Annotated in this window: 19 protein-coding genes and 1 pseudogene; 6 read left to right on the top strand and 14 right to left on the bottom strand. The window is 69.5% G+C overall.

The genetic code is table 11. From position 1 onward, the window contains the following. The first annotated feature begins 56 nt into the window (after nt 1-56). Both ACWGKQ_RS24335 and ACWGKQ_RS24330 read left to right on the top strand, forming a co-directional pair. Nucleotides 57-1529, top strand: coding sequence for a cytosine permease (locus tag ACWGKQ_RS24335; RefSeq protein WP_453294035.1), 1473 nt, complete (start codon nt 57-59; stop codon nt 1527-1529). A 61-nt stretch (nt 1530-1590) separates the two neighbouring features. Beyond that, nucleotides 1591-2562: an LLM class flavin-dependent oxidoreductase gene (locus ACWGKQ_RS24330; RefSeq protein ID WP_453294034.1), complete on the top strand. Its 972-nt coding sequence runs from the start codon at nt 1591-1593 to the stop codon at nt 2560-2562. A 394-nt stretch (nt 2563-2956) separates the two neighbouring features. Here the strand turns inward: ACWGKQ_RS24330 and ACWGKQ_RS24325 are convergent, their stop codons facing one another. From ACWGKQ_RS24325 to ACWGKQ_RS24310, 4 genes are all read right to left on the bottom strand, one after another. Next, on the bottom strand, nt 2957-4375 hold the full coding sequence (locus ACWGKQ_RS24325; protein ID WP_453294033.1) for a sugar porter family MFS transporter: 1419 nt from the start codon (nt 4373-4375) through the stop codon (nt 2957-2959). 293 nt (nt 4376-4668) lie between these two features. Further along, the gene (locus tag ACWGKQ_RS24320; RefSeq protein ID WP_453294032.1) at nt 4669-8391 is read right to left on the bottom strand and encodes an AAA family ATPase; all 3723 of its coding nucleotides are present in this window, start codon (nt 8389-8391) and stop codon (nt 4669-4671) included. Nucleotides 8392-8639: 248 nt separating this feature from the next. Beyond that, complete coding sequence (locus tag ACWGKQ_RS24315; RefSeq protein ID WP_089099736.1) at nt 8640-8843, bottom strand: hypothetical protein; 204 nt, start codon at nt 8841-8843, stop codon at nt 8640-8642. Between the two features lie 383 nt (nt 8844-9226). Continuing rightward, the gene (locus ACWGKQ_RS24310) at nt 9227-9508 is read right to left on the bottom strand and encodes an acylphosphatase (RefSeq protein ID WP_352219379.1); all 282 of its coding nucleotides are present in this window, start codon (nt 9506-9508) and stop codon (nt 9227-9229) included. Between the two features lie 189 nt (nt 9509-9697). Here ACWGKQ_RS24310 and ACWGKQ_RS24305 point away from each other — a divergent pair, with 189 nt between their 5' ends. Then, the gene (locus ACWGKQ_RS24305; protein ID WP_453294031.1) at nt 9698-10843 is read left to right on the top strand and encodes a CAP domain-containing protein; all 1146 of its coding nucleotides are present in this window, start codon (nt 9698-9700) and stop codon (nt 10841-10843) included. 91 nt (nt 10844-10934) lie between these two features. Further along, nucleotides 10935-11336 carry a winged helix-turn-helix transcriptional regulator gene (locus ACWGKQ_RS24300; RefSeq protein ID WP_453294030.1) on the top strand — a complete coding sequence of 134 codons (402 nt, stop codon included), beginning with the start codon at nt 10935-10937 and terminating at the stop codon, nt 11334-11336. On the opposite strand, the pseudogene ACWGKQ_RS24295 reads toward ACWGKQ_RS24300, so the two are convergent. Both ACWGKQ_RS24295 and ACWGKQ_RS24290 read right to left on the bottom strand, forming a co-directional pair. Next, a pseudogene (locus ACWGKQ_RS24295) lies at nt 11309-11458 on the bottom strand (bifunctional DNA-formamidopyrimidine glycosylase/DNA-(apurinic or apyrimidinic site) lyase); the annotation flags it as partial. The gene ACWGKQ_RS24300 and the pseudogene ACWGKQ_RS24295 sit on opposite strands and share 28 nt — an antisense overlap. Nucleotides 11459-11699: 241 nt before the next feature. Then, nucleotides 11700-12026, bottom strand: coding sequence for a hypothetical protein (locus ACWGKQ_RS24290; protein ID WP_453294029.1), 327 nt, complete (start codon nt 12024-12026; stop codon nt 11700-11702). A gap of 214 nt (nt 12027-12240) precedes the next feature. On the opposite strand from ACWGKQ_RS24290, the gene ACWGKQ_RS24285 reads away from it, so the two are divergent. Beyond that, nucleotides 12241-13209 (top strand): superoxide dismutase, encoded by a 969-nt coding sequence (locus ACWGKQ_RS24285; RefSeq protein ID WP_453294028.1) that lies wholly within the window; start codon nt 12241-12243, stop codon nt 13207-13209. A gap of 692 nt (nt 13210-13901) precedes the next feature. Here ACWGKQ_RS24285 and ACWGKQ_RS24280 read toward each other — a convergent pair. From ACWGKQ_RS24280 to ACWGKQ_RS24260, 5 genes are all read right to left on the bottom strand, one after another. Continuing rightward, the gene (locus ACWGKQ_RS24280) at nt 13902-14579 is read right to left on the bottom strand and encodes a response regulator transcription factor (protein ID WP_453294027.1); all 678 of its coding nucleotides are present in this window, start codon (nt 14577-14579) and stop codon (nt 13902-13904) included. Then, the gene (locus ACWGKQ_RS24275; protein WP_453294026.1) at nt 14576-15796 is read right to left on the bottom strand and encodes a sensor histidine kinase; all 1221 of its coding nucleotides are present in this window, start codon (nt 15794-15796) and stop codon (nt 14576-14578) included. The genes ACWGKQ_RS24280 and ACWGKQ_RS24275 overlap by 4 nt, the downstream gene beginning before the upstream one ends. Nucleotides 15797-15922: 126 nt before the next feature. Then, nucleotides 15923-18178, bottom strand: a complete 2256-nt coding sequence (locus tag ACWGKQ_RS24270; RefSeq protein WP_453294025.1) for an MMPL family transporter — start codon at nt 18176-18178, stop codon at nt 15923-15925. A 647-nt stretch (nt 18179-18825) separates the two neighbouring features. Then, on the bottom strand, nt 18826-19752 hold the full coding sequence (locus tag ACWGKQ_RS24265; RefSeq protein WP_453294024.1) for a VOC family protein: 927 nt from the start codon (nt 19750-19752) through the stop codon (nt 18826-18828). A 41-nt stretch (nt 19753-19793) separates the two neighbouring features. Then, nucleotides 19794-20636 (bottom strand): fumarylacetoacetate hydrolase family protein, encoded by an 843-nt coding sequence (locus ACWGKQ_RS24260; RefSeq protein ID WP_453294023.1) that lies wholly within the window; start codon nt 20634-20636, stop codon nt 19794-19796. 186 nt (nt 20637-20822) lie between these two features. On the opposite strand from ACWGKQ_RS24260, the gene ACWGKQ_RS24255 reads away from it, so the two are divergent. Next, nucleotides 20823-21566 carry a FadR/GntR family transcriptional regulator gene (locus ACWGKQ_RS24255; protein ID WP_453294022.1) on the top strand — a complete coding sequence of 248 codons (744 nt, stop codon included), beginning with the start codon at nt 20823-20825 and terminating at the stop codon, nt 21564-21566. Here ACWGKQ_RS24255 and ACWGKQ_RS24250 read toward each other — a convergent pair. From ACWGKQ_RS24250 to ACWGKQ_RS24240, 3 genes are all read right to left on the bottom strand, one after another. Beyond that, nucleotides 21553-22731: an alpha/beta hydrolase family protein gene (locus ACWGKQ_RS24250; RefSeq protein ID WP_453294021.1), complete on the bottom strand. Its 1179-nt coding sequence runs from the start codon at nt 22729-22731 to the stop codon at nt 21553-21555. The two genes, ACWGKQ_RS24255 and ACWGKQ_RS24250, sit on opposite strands and share 14 nt — an antisense overlap. Beyond that, nucleotides 22728-24353, bottom strand: coding sequence for a bifunctional 3-(3-hydroxy-phenyl)propionate/3-hydroxycinnamic acid hydroxylase MhpA (gene mhpA, locus ACWGKQ_RS24245; RefSeq protein WP_453294020.1), 1626 nt, complete (start codon nt 24351-24353; stop codon nt 22728-22730). The genes ACWGKQ_RS24250 and mhpA overlap by 4 nt, the downstream gene beginning before the upstream one ends. A 187-nt stretch (nt 24354-24540) precedes the next feature. Continuing rightward, nucleotides 24541-25515, bottom strand: coding sequence for an AraC family transcriptional regulator (locus tag ACWGKQ_RS24240; RefSeq protein ID WP_453294019.1), 975 nt, complete (start codon nt 25513-25515; stop codon nt 24541-24543). Nucleotides 25516-25570: the final 55 nt, after the last annotated feature.

Genomic DNA, 25570 nt, shown 5'->3' with positions numbered 1-25570 from the left:
TGAGGCTTTTGATACCTTTTGAGGAGATTAGTCGGATCAACGTACGATGACTGACCATGAGCACCACCGCCCACCACGATGGCGCGCTCGAACATCTCGAAGAGTCGCTGGAGCACCACGGCCTCGAAACCCGGGGCATCGAACCGGTCCCGGACTCCGAGCGCACCGGCACACCCCGTGGTCTGCTCCCCACCTGGATCGCCGCCAACATCACCGTCCTGCTGGTGACCATGGGTGCGAGCCTGGCGGTGTCGTTCGGGCTGAACTTCTGGCAGTCCCTGGTGGTCGGCGCCGTGGCGCCGGTCGTGTCGTTCGGCCTGGTCGGCCTGATCGGGATCGCGGGCAAACGCGGCGGCGCACCGGGCATGGCGCTCTCCCGCGCGGTCTTCGGCCAGCGCGGCAACCTGCTCCCGGGCGGTCTGATCTGGGTCGCGCGCTGGGGCTGGGAGACGATCAACGCGGTGACCGGCGCCTATGCGCTGCTGACGGTCCTGGAGATCCTCTTCGGGATCAGGAGGAACACGGTCCTGATCATCGTCACCCTGCTCCTCTTCGTGATCGCCACGTTCGCGATCTCGGGCATGGGCATCCGGGCGGTGCGGTACTGCAACCGGTGGGCGACCTGGCTGTTCGGCGCCTTCTCCCTGCTGGTCCTCGGCCGCCTGGTCGTCGCGACGGACTGGACCGCGGTGTTCGGGCAGCGCGCCGGTCCCGCGGCCGCGATGGTCACCGGGGCCGGGCTGATCGCGGCGGGCGGGATCAGCTGGGCGCCGTCCGCGCCGGACTTCACGCGGTACCTGCCGGACACGGCGTCCTCGGCGGCGATCGTACGCAACACGGTCGGCGGTGCCGGGATCGTCGTACTCCCCCTGGTCCTGATGGGTGCGGTGACGGCGTCCGCCGCGCCGGGCCTGGCGAAGACGTCCGACCCGGTCTCCTTCCTCGGCGAGATCCTCCCGCTCTGGCTCGCGGTCCCCTACCTCCTCGTCGCCCTGGTCGGGATGCTGCTGATCAACGCGATGTCGATGTACTCGGCGGGCTTCACCGCGCAGACGCTGGGCTTCCGCGTCCACCGCCACTGGGCGGTAGCCGTCAACGCGGGGATCTCGCTGGCCCTCGGCGGTGTCCTGATGCTGGCCGCGACCTCCTTCATGGCCTCCTTCATCGCCTTCCTGTCGCTGCTGGCGGTGGCGTTCTCGGCGTGGGTGGGCGTCTTCGGCGTCGACATGCTCCGCCGCCGGGAGTACGACGCCGAGGCGCTCCTCGACACCACCCCGGCCGGCGCCTACTGGTACCGGGCGGGCTTCTCCCCCGCCGCCGTCGCGGCCTGGGCGCTGGGCCTCGCCACCGGCCTGGTCTTCACCAGGTGCGACTGGTTCACCGGGCCGCTCGCCGCCGGCAACCCCGTCGGCCGGTACGGCCTCGGCTGGATCGCGACGATCGTCGTCTCGGGCCTGCTGTACGCGGTGCTGCCGAAGCCGGCGGTGGTGCCGGCGGCGGCCGGGAAGCCCGCACCCCTGGCTGTCTGACGTACCGTCAGCTACTGTCCCCGCACACCCGCCCGGCCAGCCAAGGTGAAGGGGAACTCCCATGCCCGTCTCGGTCGTCCGCTTCAACCTCGTCGAGCCCGGCGCCTCCCCGGTGGACCTGGGCGCCCGGTACCGAGCGGCCCTCGACATGGCCGCGTACGCCGACGAGCACGGGGTCACCACCGTGCAGACCGAGGAGCACCACGGCGTCGACAACAACTGGCTGCCGTCGCCGTTCGCCTTCGCGGGCGCGGTGTTCGGGGCGACGCGGAACATCGCGGTGACCGTGTCGGCGGTGATCGGCCCGCTGCACGACCCGCTGCGGCTGGCGGAGGACATCGCGGTCCTCGACCTGCTCAGCGGCGGCCGCCTGGTGACGGTGGCCGGGATCGGCTACCGGCCGGAGGAGTACGCGCTGTTCGACGTGGACTGGAAGCGACGGGGCCGGCTCCAGGACGAGCTGTTGGAGACGCTGCTGAAGGCGTGGACCGGGGAGGATTTCGAGTACCGGGGCCGTACGGTACGGATCACCCCGCGCCCCCTCACCGACCCGCACCCCCTGCTCCTGGTCGGCGGCTCCTCCCAGGCCGCCGCCCGCCGCGCCGCCCGCCTGGGCCTGCCGTTCTTCCCGAGCGCGCATCTGCCGGAGCTGGAGGCGTACTACAAGGAGAAGCTCACCGAGTACGGCACGGAGGGCTGGACCATGATGCCCACGGCCGAGACGCCGCTGCTGCACATCGCCGAGGACCCGGACCGGGCGTGGGCGCAGTACGGCGAGCACTTCCTGCACGAGGCCCGGACCTACGCGTCCTGGCAGTCCGGCGACATCCGCTCTGCGGTGCGCTCCGCGGCGACGACGGTCGGGGAACTGCGCGCGGAGGGCGTCTACCGCATCCTCACCCCGCAGGAGTGCGTGACGGCGGGACTGGACAACCTGGTCCTGCATCCGCTGGCGGGCGGGATGCCGGTGGCGGAAGGGTGGCGGAGCCTACGGCTGTTCGCAGAGACCGTACTTCCGGCGCTGCCGGCGTAGCGGGGCGAGGTGGGCCGACGCGGACTGCGGGAGAGTTCGGCACCGCCGGCCAGCGCCGTCGTGGCTGATCGCCGTTGCGGCGGCAGAAAGATCAGGCGGCGGATCAAGAAACAGGGAGTCCGTGCGGCGCGTGGGTGCGGGAGCGGGCGGCACCGCCGGGCAGCGCCGTCGGGGCTGATCGCCGTTGCGGCGGAGAGAAATCATGCGGCGGAGTTCAGGACCTGGAGTTCTGCGGCCGGTCGCGAAGCAAGGTCCCACGGCGCTGGGGGTGGATCAAGAATCGTCGGAGCGGGCAGACCGCCGCCCCGCCCGGGCAGTGACCGGGCGGGGCGGCGGGGAGTACGAGGAGAGGGGCAGCGGGGACTTGGCCCTTCTCCCCGAGTCGGGGGCGGGCTCAGCCCATCTCCTCCAGGGCCTTGCCCTTCGTCTCCTTGACGTACTTGAGGACGAACGGGATGGAGAGGGCCGCGAAGACCGTGTAGATCACGTAGGTCCCGGAGAGGTTCCAGTCGGCCAGCGACGGGAAGCTCGCGGTGATGGCCCAGTTGGCGATCCACTGCGCGGCGGCGGCCACACCCAGGGCGGCGGCGCGGATCTTGTTCGGGAACATCTCGCCGAGCATGACCCAGACGACCACACCCCAGGACAGGGCGAAGAAGAGGACGAAGATGTGGGCGGCGATCAGCGCGGTCCAGCCCTGCGCGGACGGGAGCTTGCCGTCGACCAGGTGGTAGGAGAAGGCCCAGGCCTCCAGGGCGAGGCCGACGACCATGCCGACCGAGCCGATGAGGGCCAGCGGCTTGCGGCCGATGCGGTCCACGAAGATCATCGCGATCACGGTGCCGATGATGTTGATGATCGACGTCGTGAAGGAGTAGAAGAACGAGTCCGTCGGGTCGACGCCCACCGACTGCCAGAGGGTGGAGGAGTAGTAGAACGCCACGTTGATGCCGACGAACTGCTGGAAGACCGAGAGGCCGATGCCGACCCAGACGATCGGCTTGAAGAAGAAGGAGCCGCCCAGCAGGTCCTTGAACGTGGACTTGTGCTCGCTCTTCATCGCGTGCTCGATCTCTGCGACGCGTGCGTCCAGGTCGGCGCCCTTGCCCTCGACCTCTTCGAGGATCGCGCGGGCACGGTCCCGCTTGCCGACGGAGAGCAGGAAGCGCGGGGACTCGGGGATCGCGAGGGAGAGCAGGCCGTACAGGACGGCCGGGACCACCATGACGCCGAGCATGACCTGCCAGGCCTCCAGGCCCATCAGCTTGCCGCGCTGGTTGCCGCCGGCGGCGTTGAGCAGACCCCAGTTGACCAGCTGCGAGATGGCGATGCCGACGACGATCGCGGCCTGCTGGAAGGAGCCGAGGCGACCGCGGTAGGCGGGCGGGGCGACCTCGGCGATGTAGGCGGGGCCGATGACGGAGGCCATACCGATGGCGAAGCCGCCGATGACCCGCCAGAAGGCGAAGTCCCACAGGGCGAAGGGCAGCGCCGAGCCGACGGCGCTGATGGTGAACAGCACGGCAGCGATCTGCATGCACCGGATACGTCCGATGCGGTCGGCTATCCGGCCGGCGGTCGCGGCGCCGATGGCACAGCCGATCAGGGCGATGGCGATCACCTGGGCGAGGGCCGCGGACCCGATGTCGTAACGGTCCCGGATCGCCTCCACGGCACCGTTGATGACGGAGCTGTCGTAGCCGAAGAGGAAACCGCCCATCGCGGCCGCCGCCGCGATGAAGATGACATGCCCGAGGTGATCGGGGTGAGCCGTCCCGGCTCCTGACTGGGGTGCCTGCGCAGTGCTGGTCACAAGAAACTCCTCGGGCCACCGGCAACGCTGCCGGGGGTGGGGGTGAGCCCTCCCAGGTTTAAGTGGCGCACAACTTCACACCGCTCACACCTGAAGGTAAAAGCAACGCTGCAGAGACTATGCCTTCAAGTTTCGAAGTCAATAGGCGGCGAGGTGTGAAGTTGCAGATACCACGCACCGAAGTTGCGTTCACTTCTTGAAGAAGAGAAGGAGATGATCTACCTAGGGGCGCGGGGAACTGCGCGACCAGCCACAACGGCGCCGCACCCGGAACCGTCGGCCAGGACCCAGCGTCAGCGCAGCCGCTGGCTGATGACCTTCGACACACCGTCGCCCTGCATGGAGACGCCGTACAGCGCGTCGGCGACCTCCATCGTGCGCTTCTGGTGGGTGATCACGATGAGCTGGGACGACTCCTGGAGCTCCTGCATGATGCGGATCAGCCGCTGGAGGTTGGTGTCGTCCAGGGCCGCCTCGACCTCGTCCATGACGTAGAACGGGCTGGGGCGTGCCTTGAAGATCGACACCAGCATCGCGACGGCGGTCAGCGAGCGTTCGCCACCCGAGAGCAGGGAGAGCCGCTTGACCTTCTTGCCCGGCGGGCGGGCCTCGACGTCCACGCCCGTGGTGAGCATGTTGTCGGGGTCGGTCAGGATCAGCCGCCCCTCACCGCCCGGGAAGAGACGGCTGAAGACGCCCTCGAACTCCCTCGCCGTGTCCCGGTACGCCTCCGTGAAGACCTGCTCGACGCGCTCGTCGACCTCCTTCACGACCTGAAGCAGGTCGGCGCGGGTCTTCTTCAGGTCCTCCAGCTGCTCACTGAGGAACTTGTGCCGTTCCTCGAGGGCCGCGAACTCCTCCAGGGCGAGCGGGTTGACCTTGCCGAGCTGCTGGTAGGCCCGCTCGGCCGCCTTGAGCCGGCGCTCCTGCTCGGCCCGGTGGAAGGACTTCGGCTGGTTGCGCGGGTGCTCGGGGTCGTCCGGCAGCACCTCGCCCTCGGCGGGGGGCGAGGGCGGCACCAGCTGGTGCGGACCGTACTCCTCGACGAGCCCCGCCGGTTCCACACCGAGCTCCTCCAGCGCCTTGGCCTCCAGCTGCTCGATCCGCAGCCGCTTCTCGGCGCCGAGTACCTCACCCCGGTGAACTGAATCCGTGAGTTTGTCGAGCTCCGCCTTGAGGTCCCGGCCGGTGCTGCGGGCAGCGGTCAGCTCCTGTTCGCGGCGGGCCTTGGCGGCTTCGGCGGCGGCACGTTCCTGCTCCGCCCGGCCGACCGAGACCTCGACGTGCGCGAGCAGTTGCCGAGCGCCGGCGGCGACGGCCTCCGCGACCGCCGCCTCGTGGCGCAGCCGGGCCCTGCGCTGTTCCGCACGCGCGCGTGCCTCGCGTTCCGCGCGGGCGGCCCGGTCGAGGGAGTCGGCGCGGCCGGCGAGTCCCTTGACGCGCTCCTCGTGGGTGCGGACCTGGAGGCGGGCCTCCATCTCGGTCTGGCGGGCGTTGGCGCCGTCGGCGGCCAGCCGGTCGCGCGCCGAGGTGTCGGGCTCCTCCTCGACGGGCATCTCCTCGGCCACGGCGAGCCGCTCGGCCAGGATCTCGGCCTCTTCGAGGGCCTTGTCGAGGGAGTCCTGGGCGCGGGCGGCGGCGGCCGTGGAGCGTTCGGCCTCGCCGGCCGCGCCGCGGGCCTGGCCGGCGAGGCGGCCGAGCTGCTGGGCGACGGCCGACTTCTCGCGGTCGGCGGCGCGGCGCCGCTCGCCCAGCTCCTCGACGAGGGCGGCGGACTCCTTGCGGAGCGCCTGGGCCGACTCCTGGGCTTCGGACAGCTCCTCGCAGCGGACGGCGAGCTCTTCCAGCTCGGCGGCGGCCTCGTCCACGGAGGCCTGCACTTCGAGCAGGCTGGGTGCGCCGGCGGATCCGCCGTGGGCGAAGTGGGCGCCGAGGAGGTCGCCTTCGGCGGTGACGGCGGTGAGGTGGGGGTGGCGGTAGACGAGGTCCTCGGCGGCCTCAAGGGTGTCGACGACGACGATGTCCTTGAGGAGCCGTCGTACGGCGGGCATCAGGTCGGACGGGCCTCGGACCAGGTCGGCCGCGAAGTTCCCTGACGGGGGTGCCGTGGGGGGTCGTCGGTCGGGTGCGGCGCCGTCGGGGCCGGTCGCGCAGTTCCCCGCGCCCCTTTGGGGCGCCACCGCGCCGGCGGTTTCTTCGAAGGCCGTGGTGAGTCGTCGGTCGGGTGCGACGCCGTCGTGGCTGGTCGCGCCGTTCCCCGCGCCCCTTTGGGGCGCTTCGGACGAGGGCGCTTCGGGGGACCCCGCCAGCAGCAGTGCTGCCCTGCCGCCGTCCTGTTTGCGCAGCAGGCGGATCGCGTCGGCGGCCGATGCCGGGGTCGTCACCGCGATGGCGTCGGCCGCTGTGCCGAAAGCCGCGGCCAGGGCGATCTCGTGGCCCGGGGTCACCGTGAGGAGTTCCGCCGCGGGGCCCAGGACGCCGGTGAGGCGGTCGCGGGCGGCGAGCAGTATTCCTGTGCCGTCCTTGCGGCGCAGGCCCATTGCCAGCGCCTCGTGGCGGGCCTGGGTCGCGGCGCGCCTGCGTTCCGCCGCCGTGACCGCCTCGCGGGCCGCGGTCAGGGCCGTCTCCGCCTCGGCGAGCCGGTGTCTGGCCTGGTCGTGCTGTTCGGCCAGTTCCTCGTCGCCGGCGTCGAGGCCGTCCACCTCGGCCTTCAGCGCCTCGTACTCCTCCTGCGCCGAGACCGCCCGCTCCTGGGCCTCGTCGCGGGCGGCGGCCAGCCGGTCGATCTCGGCCTGGGCGGACGCGGCGCGCGAGCGGGCCGCGTTGACCTGGCCGTTCAGCCGGGCCAGGCTCTCGCGGCGGTCGGCGATGGAGCGGGCGACGTCCTTGAGGCGCCGTTCCTCGACGGCCAGTTCGCGTTCCAGTTCGGCGCGGTGCGCGACCGTGTCGTCGAGGGCGTGCTGGGCCGCTTCCAGGGCGGCCTCCAGTTCGGCCTCCTGCTCACGGATGCGGTGGGCCTCGCGCTCCATGTCCTCGGGGTCGCGGCCGCGTCGTTCCTCGGGGGGCGTGGAGGTGGCGCTCTTGACCCGGGCGTCGGCCAGCGAGATGGTGCCGCGGACCCGCTCGGCCAGCTGGGAGAGCTCGTACCAGGTCTGCTGGGCCCGTTGCAGGCGCGGGGTGAGCCGGCGTACCTCGTCCTCCAGGAGCGCCTCCCGCTGGAGGGCCTTCTTCAGCTCCTGCTCGGCGGCTTCCTTGCGTTCCTTGAGGGCGGCCTCGTCGGCGACCTCGGTCTGGAGTGCCTGGCGGAGTCGTACGAGATCGTCGGCCAGCAGGCGCAGGCGCGCGTCCCGCAGGTCCGCCTGGATCACGGCGGCCCTGCGGGCGACGGCGGCCTGGCGGCCGAGGGGCTTGAGCTGGCGGCGGAGTTCGTCGGTCAGGTCCTGCACGCGCGCGAGGTTGGCCTGCATCGCGTCCAGCTTGCGCAGCGCCTTCTCCTTGCGCTTGCGGTGCTTGAGGACGCCGGCCGCCTCCTCGATGAAGGCGCGGCGGCCCATCGGGTCCGCGTGCAGGACGGAGTCGAGCTGGCCCTGGCCCACGATGACGTGCATCTCGCGGCCGATGCCGGAGTCGGAGAGGAGTTCCTGGATGTCCAGGAGGCGGCAGGTGTCGCCGTTGATCTGGTACTCGCTGCCGCCGTTGCGGAACATGATCCGCGTGATGGTGACCTCGGCGTACTCGATGGGCAGGGCGCCGTCGGAGTTGTCGATGGTCAGGGACACCTCGGCGCGGCCCAGCGGGGGGCGCCCGGTGGTGCCGGCGAAGATGACGTCCTCCATCTTGCCGCCGCGCAGCGACTTGGCGCTGTGTTCGCCCATGACCCAGGTGAGCGCGTCCACGACATTGGACTTGCCCGAGCCGTTCGGACCGACGACACACGTGATCCCCGGCTCGAACCGGAGCGTGGTCGCCGAGGCGAACGACTTGAACCCGCGGAGGGTCAGGGCCTTGAGGTGCACGCCGCCGGACTCTACCCGGCGCCGCTACCGCACTCCACGACCCCTCGCAACCTCGCGGTTTCGCGCATGAACATGCAGGGCACACCAGACGTTAAAGAAGGTGAAAGGATGCGCGGGGCTTGAACGGGGCGGGGAGCGGGGGCGCAAGAAAGAAGGGACGCCGGAGCGTCCCTTGCAAATCTTGACAACTTAAGCGGTTGAAAGGGCTGCCCAACCGCCGCATGTGCTGTTGTGGAGCGATGCAGCGATCAGGTGAGCGCAGGCTCCGCCTGGTGTGCGTCGATGCTCTCCATGATCCTGTCGGGAGAAGCGGCAGCCGTCAGCTCGTCGTTCTCGGCCTGGATCCGTACCAGCTCGGATTCGAGGTCCTGGACTCGCTGCTGGAGCCGTCGCATCTCGGCGAGGAGTCGCGGGTCGGAGCCGCCGACGTAACCGAGAAGCGCCTTTGCCATGATGGATGGTCCTCCACACTGAGTGACCGACCGTAGCGGTGTGGGTCGTGAGGGATTCGCACCCGCGGTGCTTGACACATCCGAGTGTTGCTCGACTGTTGCGCCATGCCAAACAGCTAAGGTGCGCGGGGCTTTCAGCGTCTCACCAAAAAGTTTGACGGTCAACACGATCACGCCCTGTATTGGCGGGTGAACCCGACGTCGGGCGGCCCCGGGCGGGCGGCGCTGCGACTCCTGCGGGGCCCTCAGGGCGTGGCGATCATCTGTAACTGCGGAGCCTGCCACGACACTCGATTCTTGGCAACCACCAGGCCATTTCTGCTCGGGGCACATGCCGGTGGCAGATCGCTCCGCTTGCGCCTGCGCGACTTCGCGGAGCGGGGTCAGCGGATGGCGAAGCCGTCGTAGCCACCGCGGGGTGTGTCCCAGATCTCGGTGACACCCTCCACACGCCCGGGCGTGTCATCGCCCTGGAGCCAGTCGAGCAGCCCCTCGCAGCCCGCCCGGGAGCCCTCGGCGACCACCTGGACGCGTCCGTCGCCCAGATTGAGAGCAAAACCACTCAGGCCGCCGATCTCCAGGGCCTTGGCACGCGTGAACCAGCGAAAACCCACACCCTGTACGCGTCCGCGGACCCAGGCGACCAGTCGCACATCCTCGCTCATGGGTGCAACCTAACCGGCCAATGTCACTCGGGACACTTCCTCTCCCGGCGGTATGGGGTACCGTCCCCACCCAACGAATCTCATATGAAACTCACTCGATCGAGTGAGTCTGGTTGACCAGAAGGAGTCGCTGGCCACACCGGCCCCTGGTCGACCCCGACCGCGAGGACGAGGGAAGAAGGCAAGGACATGGGACGCCACCGACGCTCCGCCGCCGGCCGCGCCGCCACGGGCCGCGCCACGGGGGTCACAGAGGACAACGGCCCGTACCCGGGCGGCCACGACCCGCAGGACTCGTACGCGGGCCTCCGCTTCGGCACGGGTACGGCGGCCTACCTGCACCAGGACGAGTACGCCGACGCCAACGCGCGCAGCTCCTCCTATCTGTACGCGACCGCCGCCGACCACGCCCGGACCTCCGGCACGACCGTCTTCTCGGTCGAGGAGTTCTCGCCGGCCGGGGACGGCCCCGCGGGCCGCGGGCACCGGCGCCGGAAGAAGGCCGGGCGACCCGTGGCCACCGGGCTGCTCGGGGTCTCCGCCGCCGTGGCCATCGGCACGGTCGCGGTGGCCACCGGCGTGGTGCCGGGCCTGGAGAACTACAAGCTCGGCGGCGGCAGCAACACGACCGGCGGCGAGCGGGTGCAGGCCGACGGCGCGCCCACCAACACGGCGAGCGAGCAGGGCGGCACCAGCGGCAGCGCCGAGAGCCGCGGCACCGGCTCCTCGACCAGCCGGGACACCCAGCGTTCCGTGTCGCCCACCCCGACGGCGTCCGCCTCCAAGTCCGCGTCGGCCTCCGCTTCCGCGTCCGCCTCGGCCTCGGCCGCCCCGACGAAGACGGCGACCGAGAAGCCGACGCCCACCGCCACGCCGTCCAGGAAGGCGACGGCCACCCCGAGCAGGACGGCCACCAAGGCGCCGGCGCAGACCGCCGCGCCGATCACCTCCTCCGAGGAGGCCGTCGTCGGGGCCGAGGTGCTGAAGCTGGTGAACGAGGAGCGGGCCAAGGTCGGGTGCAGCGCGCTGTCGGCGAACTCCTCGCTGACCAAGCTGGCCGAGGCGTTCAGCGACGACATGGCCGCGCGGGACTTCTTCGACCACACCGACCCGGACGGCAAGACGCCGTGGGACCGGGCCGCGGCGGCCGGCATATCCAACCTCGGCGGCGAGAACATAGCCCGCGGCCAGGCCACCGCCCAGGCCGTCATGGACGCCTGGATGAACAGCGAGGGCCACCGCGCCAACATCCTGAACTGCGACTTCAAGACCCTCGGGGTCGGGGTGCACTTCGGCGAGGGCGGGCCGTGGTGGACGCAGGACTTCGGGTACTAGGCGTACCCGGCCATCGGGGAAAGGCACGCGAGCGCTAACCATCGGTTAGCGCACCCTGTCGGTTAGCGCTGCGCTCCCGTACGCTTGACGTATGACCATCACCCAGGACAGCGTCGCGGAGCCGCAGCCTCCGTACGACGCCTTCGCCCGGGCCTGTCCCTCCCGCACCACCCTTGAGCACGTCATGGGCCGCTGGGGCGGGCTGACGCTGAGCGCACTGCACGAGGGATCGTTCCGGTTCAACGAGCTGCGCCGGCGCGTGGACGGCGTCAGCGAGAAGATGCTCTCCCAGACGCTCCAGGCGCTGGAGCGCGACGGTCTGGTGCACCGCGAGGCGCAGCCGACCAACCCCCCGCGCGTCGACTACGAACTCACCCCGCTCGGCCGCGAGGTCGCCGAACGCCTGCTGGCCGTCGTGCACTTCGTGGAGAGCCGGATGGACGAGGTGCTGGCCGCCCGCGGGCGTTACGACGAGACGCGCGGCGCCCGCTGACACTTCGGGCAGAAGTAGCTGGACCGGTTCATCCAGGGCCGCCTGCGCATCGGCGTACCGCACCGCCGGCAGGGCAGCCCTTCCCTGCCGTAGGCGTCCAGCGAGCGGTCGAAGTACCCGGACTACGAAAGTAATTGACGTTCATCCCGGGCATTACTGACTGTGCGCCGACGCTAGCCCGCTGACAGCGATGCTGGTGGCCCGTGGCGCCGCAATCAGGCGCCTGGATGAGGACAACGTGGTCGTACACCTGTGGCGAATCCGTTGATCTCACCGTCGAGCTGGGTCAGGCCGGTTGCCGCGTGCTCACCACTGCGATCCCCACCAGGTCGTGTCGAAGGCTCGTCAGCGGGCTCTGCTGCTCTACGTCAAAGCGCGACCAGCTTCGGTACGCCTTCGGCTTCCAGCTCGAAGGGCCACAGCAATACGCGCTTTCTGCCCTTCTGCCAGCGGAGGGGCGGAAGCCTCGATCGCGTCGATGTGGATCTTAGGGTCCGGACGAAAAAACGCAGCCTCAAGATCTGCGACCTTCATCATGATCTTAGTGACGCGGCGACCGTTCCTGCCGATGACCTCTTTGCTGACGACAGGCAGCATTCCGTTTCTGATGCGTTTTAGAAGGGTCCGCCTGCAGCAACCTTGACGCTCGGCAGCGTCGATCAGATCGATCCATCCACTGGCGGCACGCACAAGCTCCTCCGCTTGACTGAACCGCTCCGGGATCGGCGGAGGCTCTGAAGTCCCCCAGACGTCGCGAGCGGCCTGTGGCCCATGGCCGTCTACTGCACTGGCAGTAGAACGCATTGCGTGCACAGACACGATGCCGACCAGGGCCCTGCTCGCGAAGAGTGGATGCAGTCACCATTCGGCCGGACGCATGTCGCCCCTCACGTAAGGACGCTCCATGTCCCCCTCAGTCACCCGTCGAAGCCTGCTCTCCTCGGCCGCCGCACTGGGAGGCGCGGCCCTTCTGGGCGGTACGGTCCAGACGGCCACGGCGCACGCGGACGGATCACGCCAGCTGACCGGATTCCAGCTGCCCGACGGCTTCATGCCGGAGGGTATCTGCATCGGATCGCGCCCGCACGCGTACATCAGTTCTCTCGTCAATGGCGACATCTACCGGGCGAGCCTCATCACCGGGCAAGGCTCCGTGCTCAGTAGGGGCCTGGGTGCCGGCCACGGCACCGCGGGCGTGCACATGGACCGGTACGAACGGCGGCTCTTCCTCTGCGGCATCGACAGTGGTGAAATCCGTACGGTCGACGCCCGCACGGGTGAGATCGAGAACGTGTACGAAGTCGGCGGCTTCGTGAACGACGTGGCCGTCACCCCGGACGCCGCCTGGTTCACTGACTCTCTCAATGCGCAGGTCTTCCGGCTCGCCCTGGGTAAACACGGCAAGCCCGGAGCGATGACCACCGTGCCGCTCACCGGCGACTGGGTGCAGGGTCCCGCCCGCACCGCCAACGGCATCTGCCGTACCCCCGACGGCAGCGCGCTGCTCATGGCGAACAACTACCTGGACGGAGGCTGCCTGATTCGGATGGATCCCCGTACGGGAGCGACAACCGTCGTGGACCTCGGCGATGCCAAACTCCCCGGCGGAGACGGCGTGTTGCTTGTCGGCCGGATCGTGTACATCACTCAGCCGATGCAGAACCTGATCGACGTGTTCCTGGTGAACGACGTCGGCACCAAGGGCAAGAAGATCGGGCGGATCACCGACTCGCGCTTCGATGTCCCGACGACGGTCGCCGCATGGAAGAACAAGCTGTATCTGCCGAACAATCGGATCGGTGGCCCGCGGACATCGGCCGCGCCGCTAGACGTGGTGTCGGTGGACCAGCTCGCTCCGGCCGGACGGAAGTGATGGGTCGGGTATCTCTGATGAGCCTGATGAGTCGGCAGCTCTGATGGACGTGACAGGTCAGGCAGCTCCAGACGGCCCGATGGACCAGGCAGCCCCGACGCGTCAGCCTAACCTGACGGGTTCGACGGACCGGAAGGCTTCGACAGGACTTTGACGGCAGGCGGCCATCGGCGGTATTGGCCTCCGACCACTCAGGGGCGGTACGGGTCTGCGTACCGCCCCTTCTGGTTCAGTCCTCCGTCGGGCCGTCCTCCTCGCCTTCCGGCCGCGGCGGTTTCGGCGGCCACGTACGACCGCTGGGGTTGTCCCGCAGGGATGGCGTCCCGCGTGGTGGTGTAGGCAGTGCGCGGAGCGTTCGGTAAGGCGAGGAGCGCTCATTCCGGCGCACTCGGCCACCGTGAGGATGTGCGCCGCGGTCTGGTCACCGTTCTTCAGCCACGCCGCGATGCACGTGTCGCGCAGAGCAGAGATATTCCTGCCGAGCGACGAGTCGACCTCGTGCGCTTCCAGAACCGCCGCCTGCGCCTGCCGCCAGATCTTCCGGTAGACCGGGGCGGTCAGCGGTCGCCCGTCGTCGAGAACGAATATCGCGTCATCGGGGCGGAGATCGCGCCGGGTGATCGACGCCTTCAGGAGCGCCGCCAACTCCCGGCAGGCGGGAACACGCCGTTCGGGGCCCGCTCGCTCCCGCTCTACTCGCGCGAGGCCCGGACCAGGCCGGACTGGTAGGCCCGTACCACGAGTTGGGCCCGGTCCCGCACGTGGAGCTTCGTGAAGGCGCGCTGGACGTGGCTGCGGACGGTCAGCGGGCTCACGTAGAGCTTCTCCGCGATTTCGTCGTTGGACAGGCCGCCCGCTATCTCGGCGACCACTTCCCGCTCGCGCGCGGTGAGTTCGGGAAGTGCATCCGCGCTCTGCGCAGCGGGCCTGCCGGCCTCGGGAGCGGCCAGGAAGCGGGAGATCAGCGCCCGAGTGGCGGTGGGCGACAGGAGTGCGTCCCCGCCGGCCACCGTCCTTATGCCCGCGAGGAGTTCCTCTGGTCCGATGCCTTTGCCGAGGAACCCGGATGCTCCCGCGCGGATGGCCTCGGCGACGTACTCGTCGGTCTCGAACGTGGTGAGCACGAGTACCTTCGTGTCGCGCAACGTATCGTCCGCCGCAATCTCGGCCGTTGCCGCGAGCCCGTCGAGGACCGGCATACGGATGTCCATCACGACGACGTCAGGGCGCGTGGCGCGGGCCAGGTCGACGGCCTCTCTGCCATTGGCGGCGGCTCCCACGACGTCGAAGTCCTGGCTCAGATCGATCAGCATGCGGAACGTCCCGACGATGAGTGCCTGGTCGTCGGCGAGCAGTACGCGGATGGTCACCGGTGTGCTCCCTCCTCGTGGGCCGGATGCTGTGCCGTACTGTGCATCGGCAGTCCGATGGTGACGCTGAAGCCGCCCTCCGCCCTGGGTCCGGCCTGCAGCCAGCCGCCCACGGACTGTGCGCGTTCCCGCATGCCGATCAGCCCGTAGCCGGGCACACGACCAGGACGGGATGCCGGGACGTCGGGTCGGCCGTCGTCGACGACGGTGATCGTCACCCAGCTCCGGGTGTACGCGAGCTGCACTCGGGCGCTGGCGGTACCCGCGTGCTTGGTGACGTTGGTCAGCGCTTCCTGGATGATCCGGTAGGCCGTCAGATCCACACCGGGCGACAACGGCTGCCTCTCCCCCTCCGTGGTGACCTCCACACTCAGACCCGCACGTTCGAAGGAACCCAGCAGGTCCGGAAACTGAGCGAGTCCGGGAGCCGGGTCCCGCGAAGAGTCGGTGTCACTGCGCTGGCGCAGCAGGCCGACGGTTGCTCGGATTTCTCCCAGCGCTTCGTCGGTGGAGTCGCACAGGTTCTCCAGCATCTCCGGCGCGCGCTCCGGGTGGTGACGCATGAGGTACGTGACCGCACGGGCCTGTGTGGCGGCGAGCGCGATGTGATGGGCGACCACGTCGTGGAGCTCACGGGCCATCCGCATGCGTTCCTCGCTGACACGGCGCAGGGCCTCCTCCTCCCGTGTGTGCTCGGCGAGTGTGGCCCGGGCCTCGGCGGCGGCGAGGTACTCCGCGTTGCTGCGCATCGCGTCTCCGACGGCCCCGGGCAGCAGCGTCCACGAGATCAGCCCGATGGTGAAGACCCCCCAGGGGACTTCCAGGTCGTGGGCCGGCGAAGCCGCGAGCAAGATCATCGTGGCCGCGACTGCTCCGATACGGCCCGTGCGCCGATCGGTGCGGAGCGCGAGGAGAAAGAGCGACGCCAGACACGGCGCCTGGAGCAGGGGGTTGAGCTGGACACCCGCGAGCGCCAGAACCAACGCACACATCGTGGTGAGCCCCGTTGTCAGCCGCGGGCGATCGCGGTGCAGGAACAGGGACGCCGCCCCTACGGCGCTGATCACCACCACGAACGTATCGGGCACGCTCGGGGTCGCCGGGCCCTCGGGGGGAACAGTGATCCCGATGGCCCCCAGGGCGAAGGTGCCCAGGGCCAGGGCACAGTCCACCGCACGTTGGTACCGGCGGGAGGTGTTCCGCCAGTCAATGATCATGATGGGTATCTCCGCCGTGTCCCTTTTGCTCTGTCTCACCAGCATCCTCGATGCTGGTCGTCACCCCAAGCGGAGCGGTAGGCCCCCTGCCGGGGGTGGCCTACCGCTCCGTACGGGAGCAGTCGGTCAGACGCGGCTCGGTTCGTGCTCGGCCTCATCGATCCCGGAGGTCCGTGCGGGCTCGAGGGTCCGGTTCAGCTTCTCACCCTCGACGTCCACGTTCGGCAGGACCTTCTGCAGCCAGCGCGGCAGCCACCAGGCCTTGTCCCCGAGCAGCGCGAGCAGGGCCGGGACGATGGCCATGCGGACGAGGAACGCGTCGAAGAAGACAGCGGAGGCGAGGCCGAGCCCCATCATCTTGATCATCGATTCGCTCATCCCGACGAACCCGGCGAAGACCGAGATCATGATCACGGCCGCGGCCACGACGACCTTGCCGCTGTGCCGGAACCCGGTGACGATCGCCTGTCCGGGCCGCTCTCCGTGGACATACGCCTCGCGCATGCGCGTGACGAGGAAGACCTCGTAGTCCATGGCCAGGCCGAAGACCACGCCGATCAGGAAGACCGGCAGCATGCTGGAGATCGGCCCCACCGTCTCGACGCCGAGCAGGTCGGCCAGCCAGCCCCACTGGAAGACCGCCACGATCACGCCGAACGCCGCGCACACCGACAGCAGGAAGCCGAGCGCTGCCTTCAGCGGAACGAGGATCGAGCGGAAGACCACCATCAGGAGCAGGAAGGCCAGACCGACGACCACCGCGAGGTAGGGCAGGATCGCGCTGGTGACCTTGTCGGCCATGTCGATGTTGACGGCGGTGTTACCGCTGACCAGCATGTCCGCGCCGGTGGCGGCCTTGATGCCGTCGGCCTCGCCCCTGATGGTGTGGACGAGATCCTTGGTCTCGGTGCTGCTGGGAGCGGTCGACGGGGTGACCGTGAGCATGACGGTGTCGCCCGCCTTGTTGAACATGGGCCGCGTCACGCTGACCACGCCGTCCGTCGCCTTGAGATCGTCGGCGATGGTGGTGGCAGCGGCCTTGGGATCGCCGGATCCCCTGGCGTCCACCACAACGGTCAGCGGACCGTTGAAGCCGGGACCGAAGGCGTCGGACAAGGCGTCGTAGGCGCGGCGCTCGGTGGTCGACGTGGACTTCGACTCGTCGCCCGGATTGCCCAGTTCGAGATCGAGCGCCGGCACCGCGCAGGTACCCAGAGCCGCCACCCCGAACAGGAGCACGAGCAGTGGCCGGCGGATCACGAAGCGAGCCCAGCGTGTGCCCAGGCCCGGCTTCTCGTGCGGGTGGGCCTCGTGCGCAGGAGTCTCGGCCGACCTGACCTTCTTGCCCTTCTTGCCCTTCTTGCGCGCGGATCGGGACAACACGGCCCTCGGGGCGAAGCCGATCAGCGCGGGCAGCAGCGTCAGGGCGATCAGCACCGCGATCAGGACCGTGAACGCTGCGGCCAGACCCATCTTGGTGAGTATCGAGAGGCCGACGACAGACAGGCCGACGAGGGCGATGATCACGGTGAGGCCGGCGAACACCACCGCGGAACCCGCCGTGCCGACGGCCCGCCCGACGGCCTCCTCCGGATCCCGGCCCTCCGCCCGTTCGGCCCGGTAGCGGGAAAGGATGAACAGGGCGTAGTCGATGCCCACGGCGAGTCCGAGCATCAGCGCCAGCGCGGTGGTCGTGGACGAGAAGCCGATGGTGCTGGCGAGCGCCGTGATGGCGGCGACCGCCGTACCGATGCCGAGCAACGCGGTGATCAGCGGCAGGCCCGCCGCCACGAGGGACCCGAAGGTGATCAGCAGGACTATCGCCGCAGCGGCGACACCGATCAGCTCGGTGGCGGCGGACATTTCCATCGACGACAGCGCGTCGCCGCCGATCTCCACGGTCAGGCCGGCGTCACGGGCGTCCTGCGCGGCTTCCTTGAGCGCGGAGGTCGTGGTGTCGGTGAGGTCGCTGTTCGACGTCTCGTAGGTGATGGTGGCGTAGGCGGTGGTGCCGTCTTTGCTCACGGCATGCGTCGTGAAGGGATCGAGGGCGCTCTGCACCTGGCTGCCGTCGGCGAGTTCGCTCACCGTGTGTTCGATCGCCGCCTTGTTGTCGGCCGCGGTGATCTTCTGCCCGTCGGGGGCGACGAAGACGAGCCGGGCGGTGGCCCCGTCGGAGCTGCCGCTGTCGGGGAAGCGCTCGTCCAGTAGGTCGAAGGCCTTCTGGGATTCCGAACCAGAAATGCTGAAGGAGTCTTCGGGCGCGGCCGGTGCTTTGGCCGCGCCGAAGACGGCGACGGCGAGTATCGCCGTCCAGAGCAACAGGAACCAGTGCCGCTTGCGGAACGACACTCGGCCCAGTCGATAGAGAAACGTGGCCACGAGGAAGGCTCTCCAGTCTAGATATCGCCAACGGGCGACGTGCGGCAATTCACCGTCTGTGACGAGGCGGGTGTATGGGGCCATCCTTCGGGGAGCGGTAACTCATCGGCATCGTCGCTCGGCACTCAGTCGCGGCTACTGCCGATTCAGGAGATTCGGTCCTGTCTGGCAGGCTCACGTAGTCCGTGAGGAGGACACGGCCCTGCATAAGGGCTGTCCCGGAATGATCTTTTGGGCGGATGTGGTGAGGCGTTGCCTCAGCGGCGTCGGGCTTGATGCCCTCGCGCGGCGGGTATCGCAGGCGCATGCAGGCATGGGGAGAGGCCGTGTGGGCGGGACCCCGCTGGGAGATTTTCTGCGGGGCGTGGTGAAGCGGGCGCCGGCGGGATGGGAGGCGCCCCCACTCGCCGCACCGGAGCACGCACCTGACGCCGCAGGGCCCGCCCTTCGGGCGGACGACGGGAATGTGACGACAGGACCTAGAAGTCGATCACGGAGTCGGTGACGCGCACTTCCTCCGGCACTCCGGCGGCCTGGAAGATCCAGCCGGTCTCGTGGTCAAAGCGGACGGCGCGGAGTAGGCCGTGGGTTGGGCCGGCGCGCCAGAGCGGTGACGTCGCGCCCTCGAAGGACTTCCGCTCGCGGCGTTACCGCGCCTCGCTGTGCGTACCGGTCATCAGGGCGGCGAGGTCCTCGGGTGCGAGGAATGAGGGCGGGGGCGGCGGGCCCCAGCTGAACAGGCCCTTGGCGCCTTCCAGATCCTCCGGCGTCCACAGCTGGTCGTCGACGATGCAGTCCATGTCGGAGTAGTACTCGCTGAAGTTGCCCGCCGGGTCTTTCAGGTACCAGAAGAAGTTCGAGCCGGCGTGGTGGCGGCCCAGACCCCAGACGTGCCGTTCGGGGTGGTCCTCCAGCATGGAGGACGCTCCGCGGCCCACCTCGTCGATGTCGTCGACCTGCCAGGAGGAGTGGTGCAGGAAGGCCACCGGGGCGGCCAGGACCATGATGTTGTGGTGGTCAGTGGAACAGCGCAGGAAGGCCCCGTGATCCTTGATGTGGTCGGACGCCTTGAAGCCGAGCCCGTCACGGAAGAAAGCGGTGGTGGTCTCGAAGTCGGTGGTGCCGACGACGGCGTGACCCAGCTTGCGGGGCCGTACGCGACCGGTGCGCAGGACGCCGGCGGCACGGCTGCCGGCGCGGTCGGGGCGGCCGGGCCCGTTGTAGACGGTGGCCGCGACCGGGTCCTGGGCCAGCCTGGGGGTGACCTCCAGGACTGCCCGCACGGCGGTCGCCCGGTCGTACGCGGTCAGCGTTCCCTTCTCGACGATGGACTCGACGCCGAGCCTCTTGAGCCGGGAGGCGGCCGCCGCCAGGTCGTCCGGGGTGTCGACGCCTATATTCACCCCGCCCAGGCGGCGGGTCGGCGCGTGGACGATGCGCAGTTGGCGTCCGCCGTCGAGGCTGGCGAACCAGCCGTCACCGTCCGGGGTGAGGCCGAAGTCGGTGTAGTAGGCGCCGGTTTCGGCGACGTTGGGGACCCCCATGGTGATGGAGGTCAGACGGTGCAGTGCCACGGTGGACTCCTTGACTTCTCTGTCTGTCGGGTCCGGGCGACTCAGGCGACGAAGGTCTGGCGCAGTTCGCCGATGCCCTCGATGCCGCTGACGAGTTCGTCACCGGCGGACAGCCAGCGCTGCGGGTCGCGTCCGAGGCCCACGCCTGCCGGGGTGCCGGTGAAGATGACGTCGCCGGGCAGCAGCGGCAGTACGGCGGACAGCTTGCTGATCAGGGCGGGGACAGAGAAGACCAGGTCGCGGGTACGGCCCTTTTGGACCTCCTCGCCGTTGACGGCACAGCGCAGCTCGAGGTCGTCGGGGTTGTCGAACTCGTCGGGTGTGACCAGCCAGGGTCCTATGGGCGTGAAGCCGGGGAACGACTTGCCCAGGCTGAACTGGGGTACTGGTCCCGCCAGTTGGGAGACACGCTCGGAGATGTCCTGACCGACCGCCAGTCCGGCGACGTGGTCCCATGCGTTCTCCTCGGACACGTCCTTGGCGTGACGGCCGATGACGGCGACCAGTTCGACCTCCCAGTCGGTGTTGCCGCCGGCCGGCAGCCGCACTTCGGTGACGGGGCCACTCATGCTGGTGACGAACTTGGTGAAGACCGGCGGCAGCCCTTCGGGCACGGCGAATCCGGACTCGGAGGCGTGGTCCCGATAGTTCAGGCCGATCGCCAGTATCTGCCGCGGGGCCGGGACGGGGGACCCCAGATCCGCCGGATCGAATGGCACGCCCTTGGGCAGGTCGGCAGCCGCGGCCCAGCTCCGGAACACCTCCCACCGCTCGTAGACAGCCTGCGGGTCGGCGGAGAAGCTGCCGTCACTGGCCCGTTCGACGTCGACGGCCATGCCGTCGACGACGAGGACCAGACGGCCGGAGAGATTGGCGATACGCACGATGGGTCTCCCGCAGGGAACGGAGGGCCGGCCGTCCGGGGCCGCGCCGCGGAGTGGCGCCGGTGCCTCTGCCAGCCCTCTGAATTCAGCATGATGATTATCTCGATATTTGCGCTCGCCTGGCCGCAGCGTCAAGAAGAGCGCGTAAAATCGTCACGATGAATATCGTGACCTCGAGGAGTTGACGTGACTGCCACCCCGGACCGTCCCGCAGGCTCGCCCCAGCGGGCGGCATCGGGCCGCGCGGAGCGGGCTGCGGAACGGGTCACGCAGCTGGTCGAGGGCGTGGCCGCCGGCACCCGGCTCGGCACCAAGGAGGAGCTGCGGACGCTCTGCCAGGTGTCCGTAGGCACGTTCAACGAGGCGCTGCGCCTGCTGCAGGCCCGCGGCCTGGTCACGGTCAAACCCGGCCCCGGCGGTGGGCTGTTCAGCTCCGAGCAGTCCCCCATGGTCCGCCTCGGCAATTCCGTCCTCGCGCTGGACGCGCAGGCGAGCAGCGTCGCCGACGCCATCCGCATCCGCGACGCTCTCGACCCGTTGCTGATCGAGGATGCGCTCTGGCACGGCTCTCCGGCCGACATCGCCGGCCTGCACCAGCATGTGACCGAGATGAAGGACGCCGTCGACGGCACCGACCCGGTCGCCTTCGTGCACGCCAACTGGCGCCTGCACGCGGCCATCGCCTCGATCAGCCCGAACACCCTGCTCGGCTCGCTCTACACGCACCTGCTCGACCTGATCGAGAGCCACACCCTGTCGGTACTGCCCACTGGTGACCAACCGCTCGGCGAGTACATCGCGCAGCGGTACGCATTGCACCGGTCCCTCGTCGACGCGCTGGAGCGCCGTGACCGGGAGGAGGCACTGCGTCTCATCCACGAACACCACACCTCCCAGCAGACCGCCGATGAACTCGTCACCCGCCGCTGACCCTGTCCCGCATCGAAGTCACCCGCTCAGTGGGCAGGTCCGCAGGAGCCGGCAGAAGACGGTCGGCGAACCAGTCGGCGACCGTGGTGTGCTTCTCCAAGGAGTGGTTGTAGAGGCAGTGGTCGCCGTCGGCCCACTCGAGCCAGGTCTTGTCCCTGCTGGCGGCGCCGGTGAACAGCGCGTGGGCGTTCTCCACGAGGAAGACCTTGTCCGGGATGCCGTGCAGGACGAGCAGCGGACATACCAGCCGCGCCAGATCGTCCTCGCCCAGCGCGAGTTCGCCGAGGGACCGCAGTGCCTTGGCCGTGTCGGCGATGCCGAGCAGGAGCCGGGCCTTCTCCGCCATGCGCGGGTAGCGGGTCGGGAACTCGACGGGGCTGACGGTTCCGCCGTTGACGCAGCAGGCCTGGATACGGTGGTCGGCGATCGCCGCGGAGGCCGCGAGGAATCCGCCCATGCTGTTGCCCCAGACACCGACGCGGTCACCGAGCCTGACATCGTCGACGATCCAACTGACCATGGCTGAGAAGGCGTTCGTGAAGTCGGCGGCCAGGGACAGGCCGCCGAAGAGCCTGGTCTCGCCCTGGCCGGGGGCGTCGGCCAGCAGTACCGCCATGCCACGCTCCAGCAGGTGGAGCGCGCCGGTGTAGTACTCCTCGCGCCACCCGTCGAAGCCGCCGACGACGATCACGGTCGCGGGTGCGGTCTCGTGAGAGGGCAGCAGCAGCCACCCGTAGAGCTGCCCATCGCCCCAGGGGATGGACACGTGTTCCACCGGGGGGTCGTGCAACGCGCCGGCGTGTCCGAATGCCTCGATGAGGTGCCGGTACAGCACCTTCTTGTCCGGGTCGCCGTCGGGCAGCGGGACCTGCCCGAAGCGGTAGCAGGCCGCGGCAGCGAGATACCAGGCGCGGGCGGTCGTACGATGTCCGGCCGCGAGGGCGGCGTCGGCGCGCTCCGCGTCGCGCCGGCCCAGGGCCATGGCGACGTGCTGCCAGGCTTCGCCCTGGTCGGCACGTGCGTGCAGTTCCACCGCGTCGGCCCATTCCATGCCGTTGCCCAGCAGGCGCTGCATCGGCATGGCGCGCTTGTGGGCCTGGTTGGCCGCGAGCAGGGCGGCGGAGGCGAGGGTGGTGCGGCTGCGGGACGGTTCGCCGGTGGTCATGTGCGGCTCCCCTCCCGCAGGTGCGGTCGCATCTGGTGGCGCAGGGAGTCGACGAGTACGTCCGCCCGGTCGGCGCGGGCGGTGCCGAAGACGTAGAAGTCCGGGCGCACGAGGGCGAGGTCGGCGTTGTTCTCGGTGAGCCAGCGGGTGGCGTCGGCGTCCATGTCGATGACGGCTCCGGGAATCCTGGCGCGAGTGACGTGGACGATGCGGGCGCCCAGTGTCCGCAGGAAGGCGTGCTGGTCGTCGTCGAGCGGCAGCCGGCCGGGCGGGACGGCGGTCATGAGTGTCCAGCCGTTTCCGACGAGGTCGTCGAACAGGCCGGTGCGACCGTGCCAGTGGACGCGTGGCTGGACACCGAGGGTGCCTGCCGGGCCGGCCGGCGTGCCTCGACCGTCACGGTGGAGCAGCCCGTCGGTCAGCACGGGGAACGGCGGGGGCGGAGGAACGTCGCCGGTGAGGAAGGCGTGATCGCGGGCGGCAGCCTGTTCGGGGTCGGAGATGCACACGATGCGACCGAGTTCCATGGACGTGGTGATGACGCTGTGCACATGGGGCCGGCGTTCCTGGGTGTAGGTGTCCAGGAGGGAGTCGCCGAACCGTCCGGCCAGGACGAGGTCCAGTTTCCATGCCAGGTTCGCGGCGTCCCTGATGCCCGAGCACATGCCCTGCCCCAGGAAGGGCGGCATGAGGTGCGCCGCGTCACCGATGAGCAGGGTACGGTCGCGGCGGAAGGAATCGGCGAGCAGGGAGCGGAACGTGTAGACGGTGCGGCGGATGATGGTGGCCTCGGCCGGGGTGATCTTCCACCGGGCCAGCAACTCCCAGCAGCGGGCTTCCTCTGTCATGTGGTGTGCGTCCTCGCCCGGCAGGAGCATGAACTCCCAGCGGCTGTGCGCGCGGCCGAGCCGGCGGAACAGGGAGACGGGGCGGTCGGGGTCGCAGTACTGACCCGCTTCGGGCATGTCGATGTGGATGTCGGGATCGTGGAGTTCGAGGTCGACGACGAGCCAGTCCTCCTCGAATCCGAGGTCGTCCCAGCTCACCCCGGCGGCCTGCCGGACGACGGAGTTGGCGCCGTCGGCCCCGATGAGCCATGCCGCGGTGACCGTACGGGTGGGGCCGTCGGGTCTCCAGGTGCCGTCGACGACGGCACCGTGGGCGAGGGTGACTTCGACGTGGTCGTCGTGGTGTTCGATCCGGGTGGCGTTCCATCCCCCGTGCACTTCGACGGAGGGACGGCGCTGGACGGCCGCCAGCAGTACGTCCTGAAGGTCCGGCTGGTACATGAGGTAGTCGGACTTCCAGCCCGAGGGCGTGGGCTGGTTCCAGTCGAAGTGCAGCAGAACGTCACCGTTGCCGTTGAGCCAGTCGTAGTCGGGTACGGGGATGGCGTACGGCTCGAACTCGTGAGCAGCGCCGACTGCCTGCAGGACGCGCATGACCTCGTGGTCGACGTGGCCGGCACGGGGCAGCGGGTAGGCAGTGGGCCAGCGCTCGAAGACGCCGACCTGGTGGCCGCGCCGGCCGAGCAGTGCGGCCATGGTCTGGCCGACGGGCCCGAAGCCGATCTGGATGATGTCGAAGTCCCAGCGCGTGGGCGTGTCCGGCTGCGAGGTCATGTCGTCTCCTTGGAGAGGTGCGGGTGACTGGTGGCGTGGCGCGCGAGGAGGCGCAGGCCGGCGCTGTTGCGTCCGGCCGTGGGTGGGTGTGGGCGGCGCCCCGGCCCCCGGTCACGGGCAGCTTGGTGCACGTCCCGTACGCCTCGGACCGTGTCCGTACGCGAGGGATACAGGCGAGTGGTGGTGTTTACCGGCGGGCTGCGGTGTCGGAGGGCAGCTCGTTGAAACGGTCGCGGTACTCGCCGGCGAAGCGGCCCAGGTGGGATGCGCCCCACCGGTAGGCGATGGTGCCGACCTGGTCGGTGGAGGTGAGGATGTCCTCACGGATCCGGTCCAGCCGCAGGTTGCGCACGTAGCTCATCGGGGACAGGCCGAGCCGGTCGCAGAACGCGGAGCTGATGGTCCGCGGACTGCAGTCGGCAGCGGCTGCGATGTCACCCAGAGTGATGCGCTCGGTCAGGTGCGTTTCGATGAACGCGAGGGCTGCGCGCAAAGAGCGCGGGTAGCCCGGTTGAGGGCTGTCCCGTAGCTCGCGGGTGTGCGAGTGCGGCTGAGCGAGCAGCAGGGCGGTGACGATGCACCGCAACTGGCTGCGCTGCAGGTCCGCACGCTGGAACAGGGGGTCTCCCGAGTCCAGTTGCTCCACGAGGGAACGGACCAGCAGCCGTACCGCCCGGCCCTTGGGTTTGGCGAGATCCAGAGCGAAGTCGAAGCGCACCGTGGACACCGGTGTGTGCCCGGTCAGCGCGGCGAACTCCTGGTCGACCAGGGCGGCGTCGATCTTCAGCCCCAGAAACCGCGTCTGCGTGCGGCGGGGCCGCAGCTCCTGGGTGTCGCCGGGGTTGACGACTCCTCCGGTGGTCTTGTCGAGCGTCGCGCGCAGGCTGCCGCAGGACGCCTCGATCTCACCGGAAACGCCGATGTTGATGAAGTAGGAGCCGCGACGACCAGGTACCGAAGCGACGCGAACGTCGAGTGGCGAGGCGAAGTATCCGACCGCGAAGTCGTGGGCGGCTACGCCGCGCAGTTCGTGGTCACCGCTGCTCAGACCGCCCAGAGGGGCGGTGGTGATCGAGCCGCCGAACAGCCGTGTGGCAGCGTTGAGCAGGTCGACGGGGTTCTGGGATCTGGTGATACGGAAGCCGCGCAGCGGAGTGCTCACAGTCTTGCCTCCCTTCGGTCCTGCTCGGTGCCTGTGTCCCGTGACCCCCGACAGC

The sequence above is a fragment of the Streptomyces sp. NPDC054770 genome, assembly GCF_053611985.1.
This window is presented reverse-complemented; position numbering and strand designations above follow the sequence as displayed.

Excerpts from the sequence above, each read along its gene's own strand:
- ACWGKQ_RS24335 (WP_453294035.1), top strand. The coding sequence starts at position 57 with ATGAGCACCACCGCCCACCACGATGGCGCGCTCGAACATCTCGAAGAG.
- ACWGKQ_RS24330 (WP_453294034.1), top strand. The coding sequence starts at position 1,591 with ATGCCCGTCTCGGTCGTCCGCTTCAACCTCGTCGAGCCCGGCGCCTCC.
- ACWGKQ_RS24315 (WP_089099736.1), bottom strand. The coding sequence starts at position 8,843 with ATGGCAAAGGCGCTTCTCGGTTACGTCGGCGGCTCCGACCCGCGACTC.
- ACWGKQ_RS24310 (WP_352219379.1), bottom strand. The coding sequence starts at position 9,508 with ATGAGCGAGGATGTGCGACTGGTCGCCTGGGTCCGCGGACGCGTACAG.
- ACWGKQ_RS24305 (WP_453294031.1), top strand. The coding sequence starts at position 9,698 with ATGGGACGCCACCGACGCTCCGCCGCCGGCCGCGCCGCCACGGGCCGC.
- ACWGKQ_RS24300 (WP_453294030.1), top strand. The coding sequence starts at position 10,935 with ATGACCATCACCCAGGACAGCGTCGCGGAGCCGCAGCCTCCGTACGAC.
- ACWGKQ_RS24285 (WP_453294028.1), top strand. The coding sequence starts at position 12,241 with ATGTCCCCCTCAGTCACCCGTCGAAGCCTGCTCTCCTCGGCCGCCGCA.
- ACWGKQ_RS24275 (WP_453294026.1), bottom strand. The coding sequence starts at position 15,796 with ATGATCATTGACTGGCGGAACACCTCCCGCCGGTACCAACGTGCGGTG.
- ACWGKQ_RS24250 (WP_453294021.1), bottom strand. The coding sequence starts at position 22,731 with ATGACCACCGGCGAACCGTCCCGCAGCCGCACCACCCTCGCCTCCGCC.
- mhpA (WP_453294020.1), bottom strand. The coding sequence starts at position 24,353 with ATGACCTCGCAGCCGGACACGCCCACGCGCTGGGACTTCGACATCATC.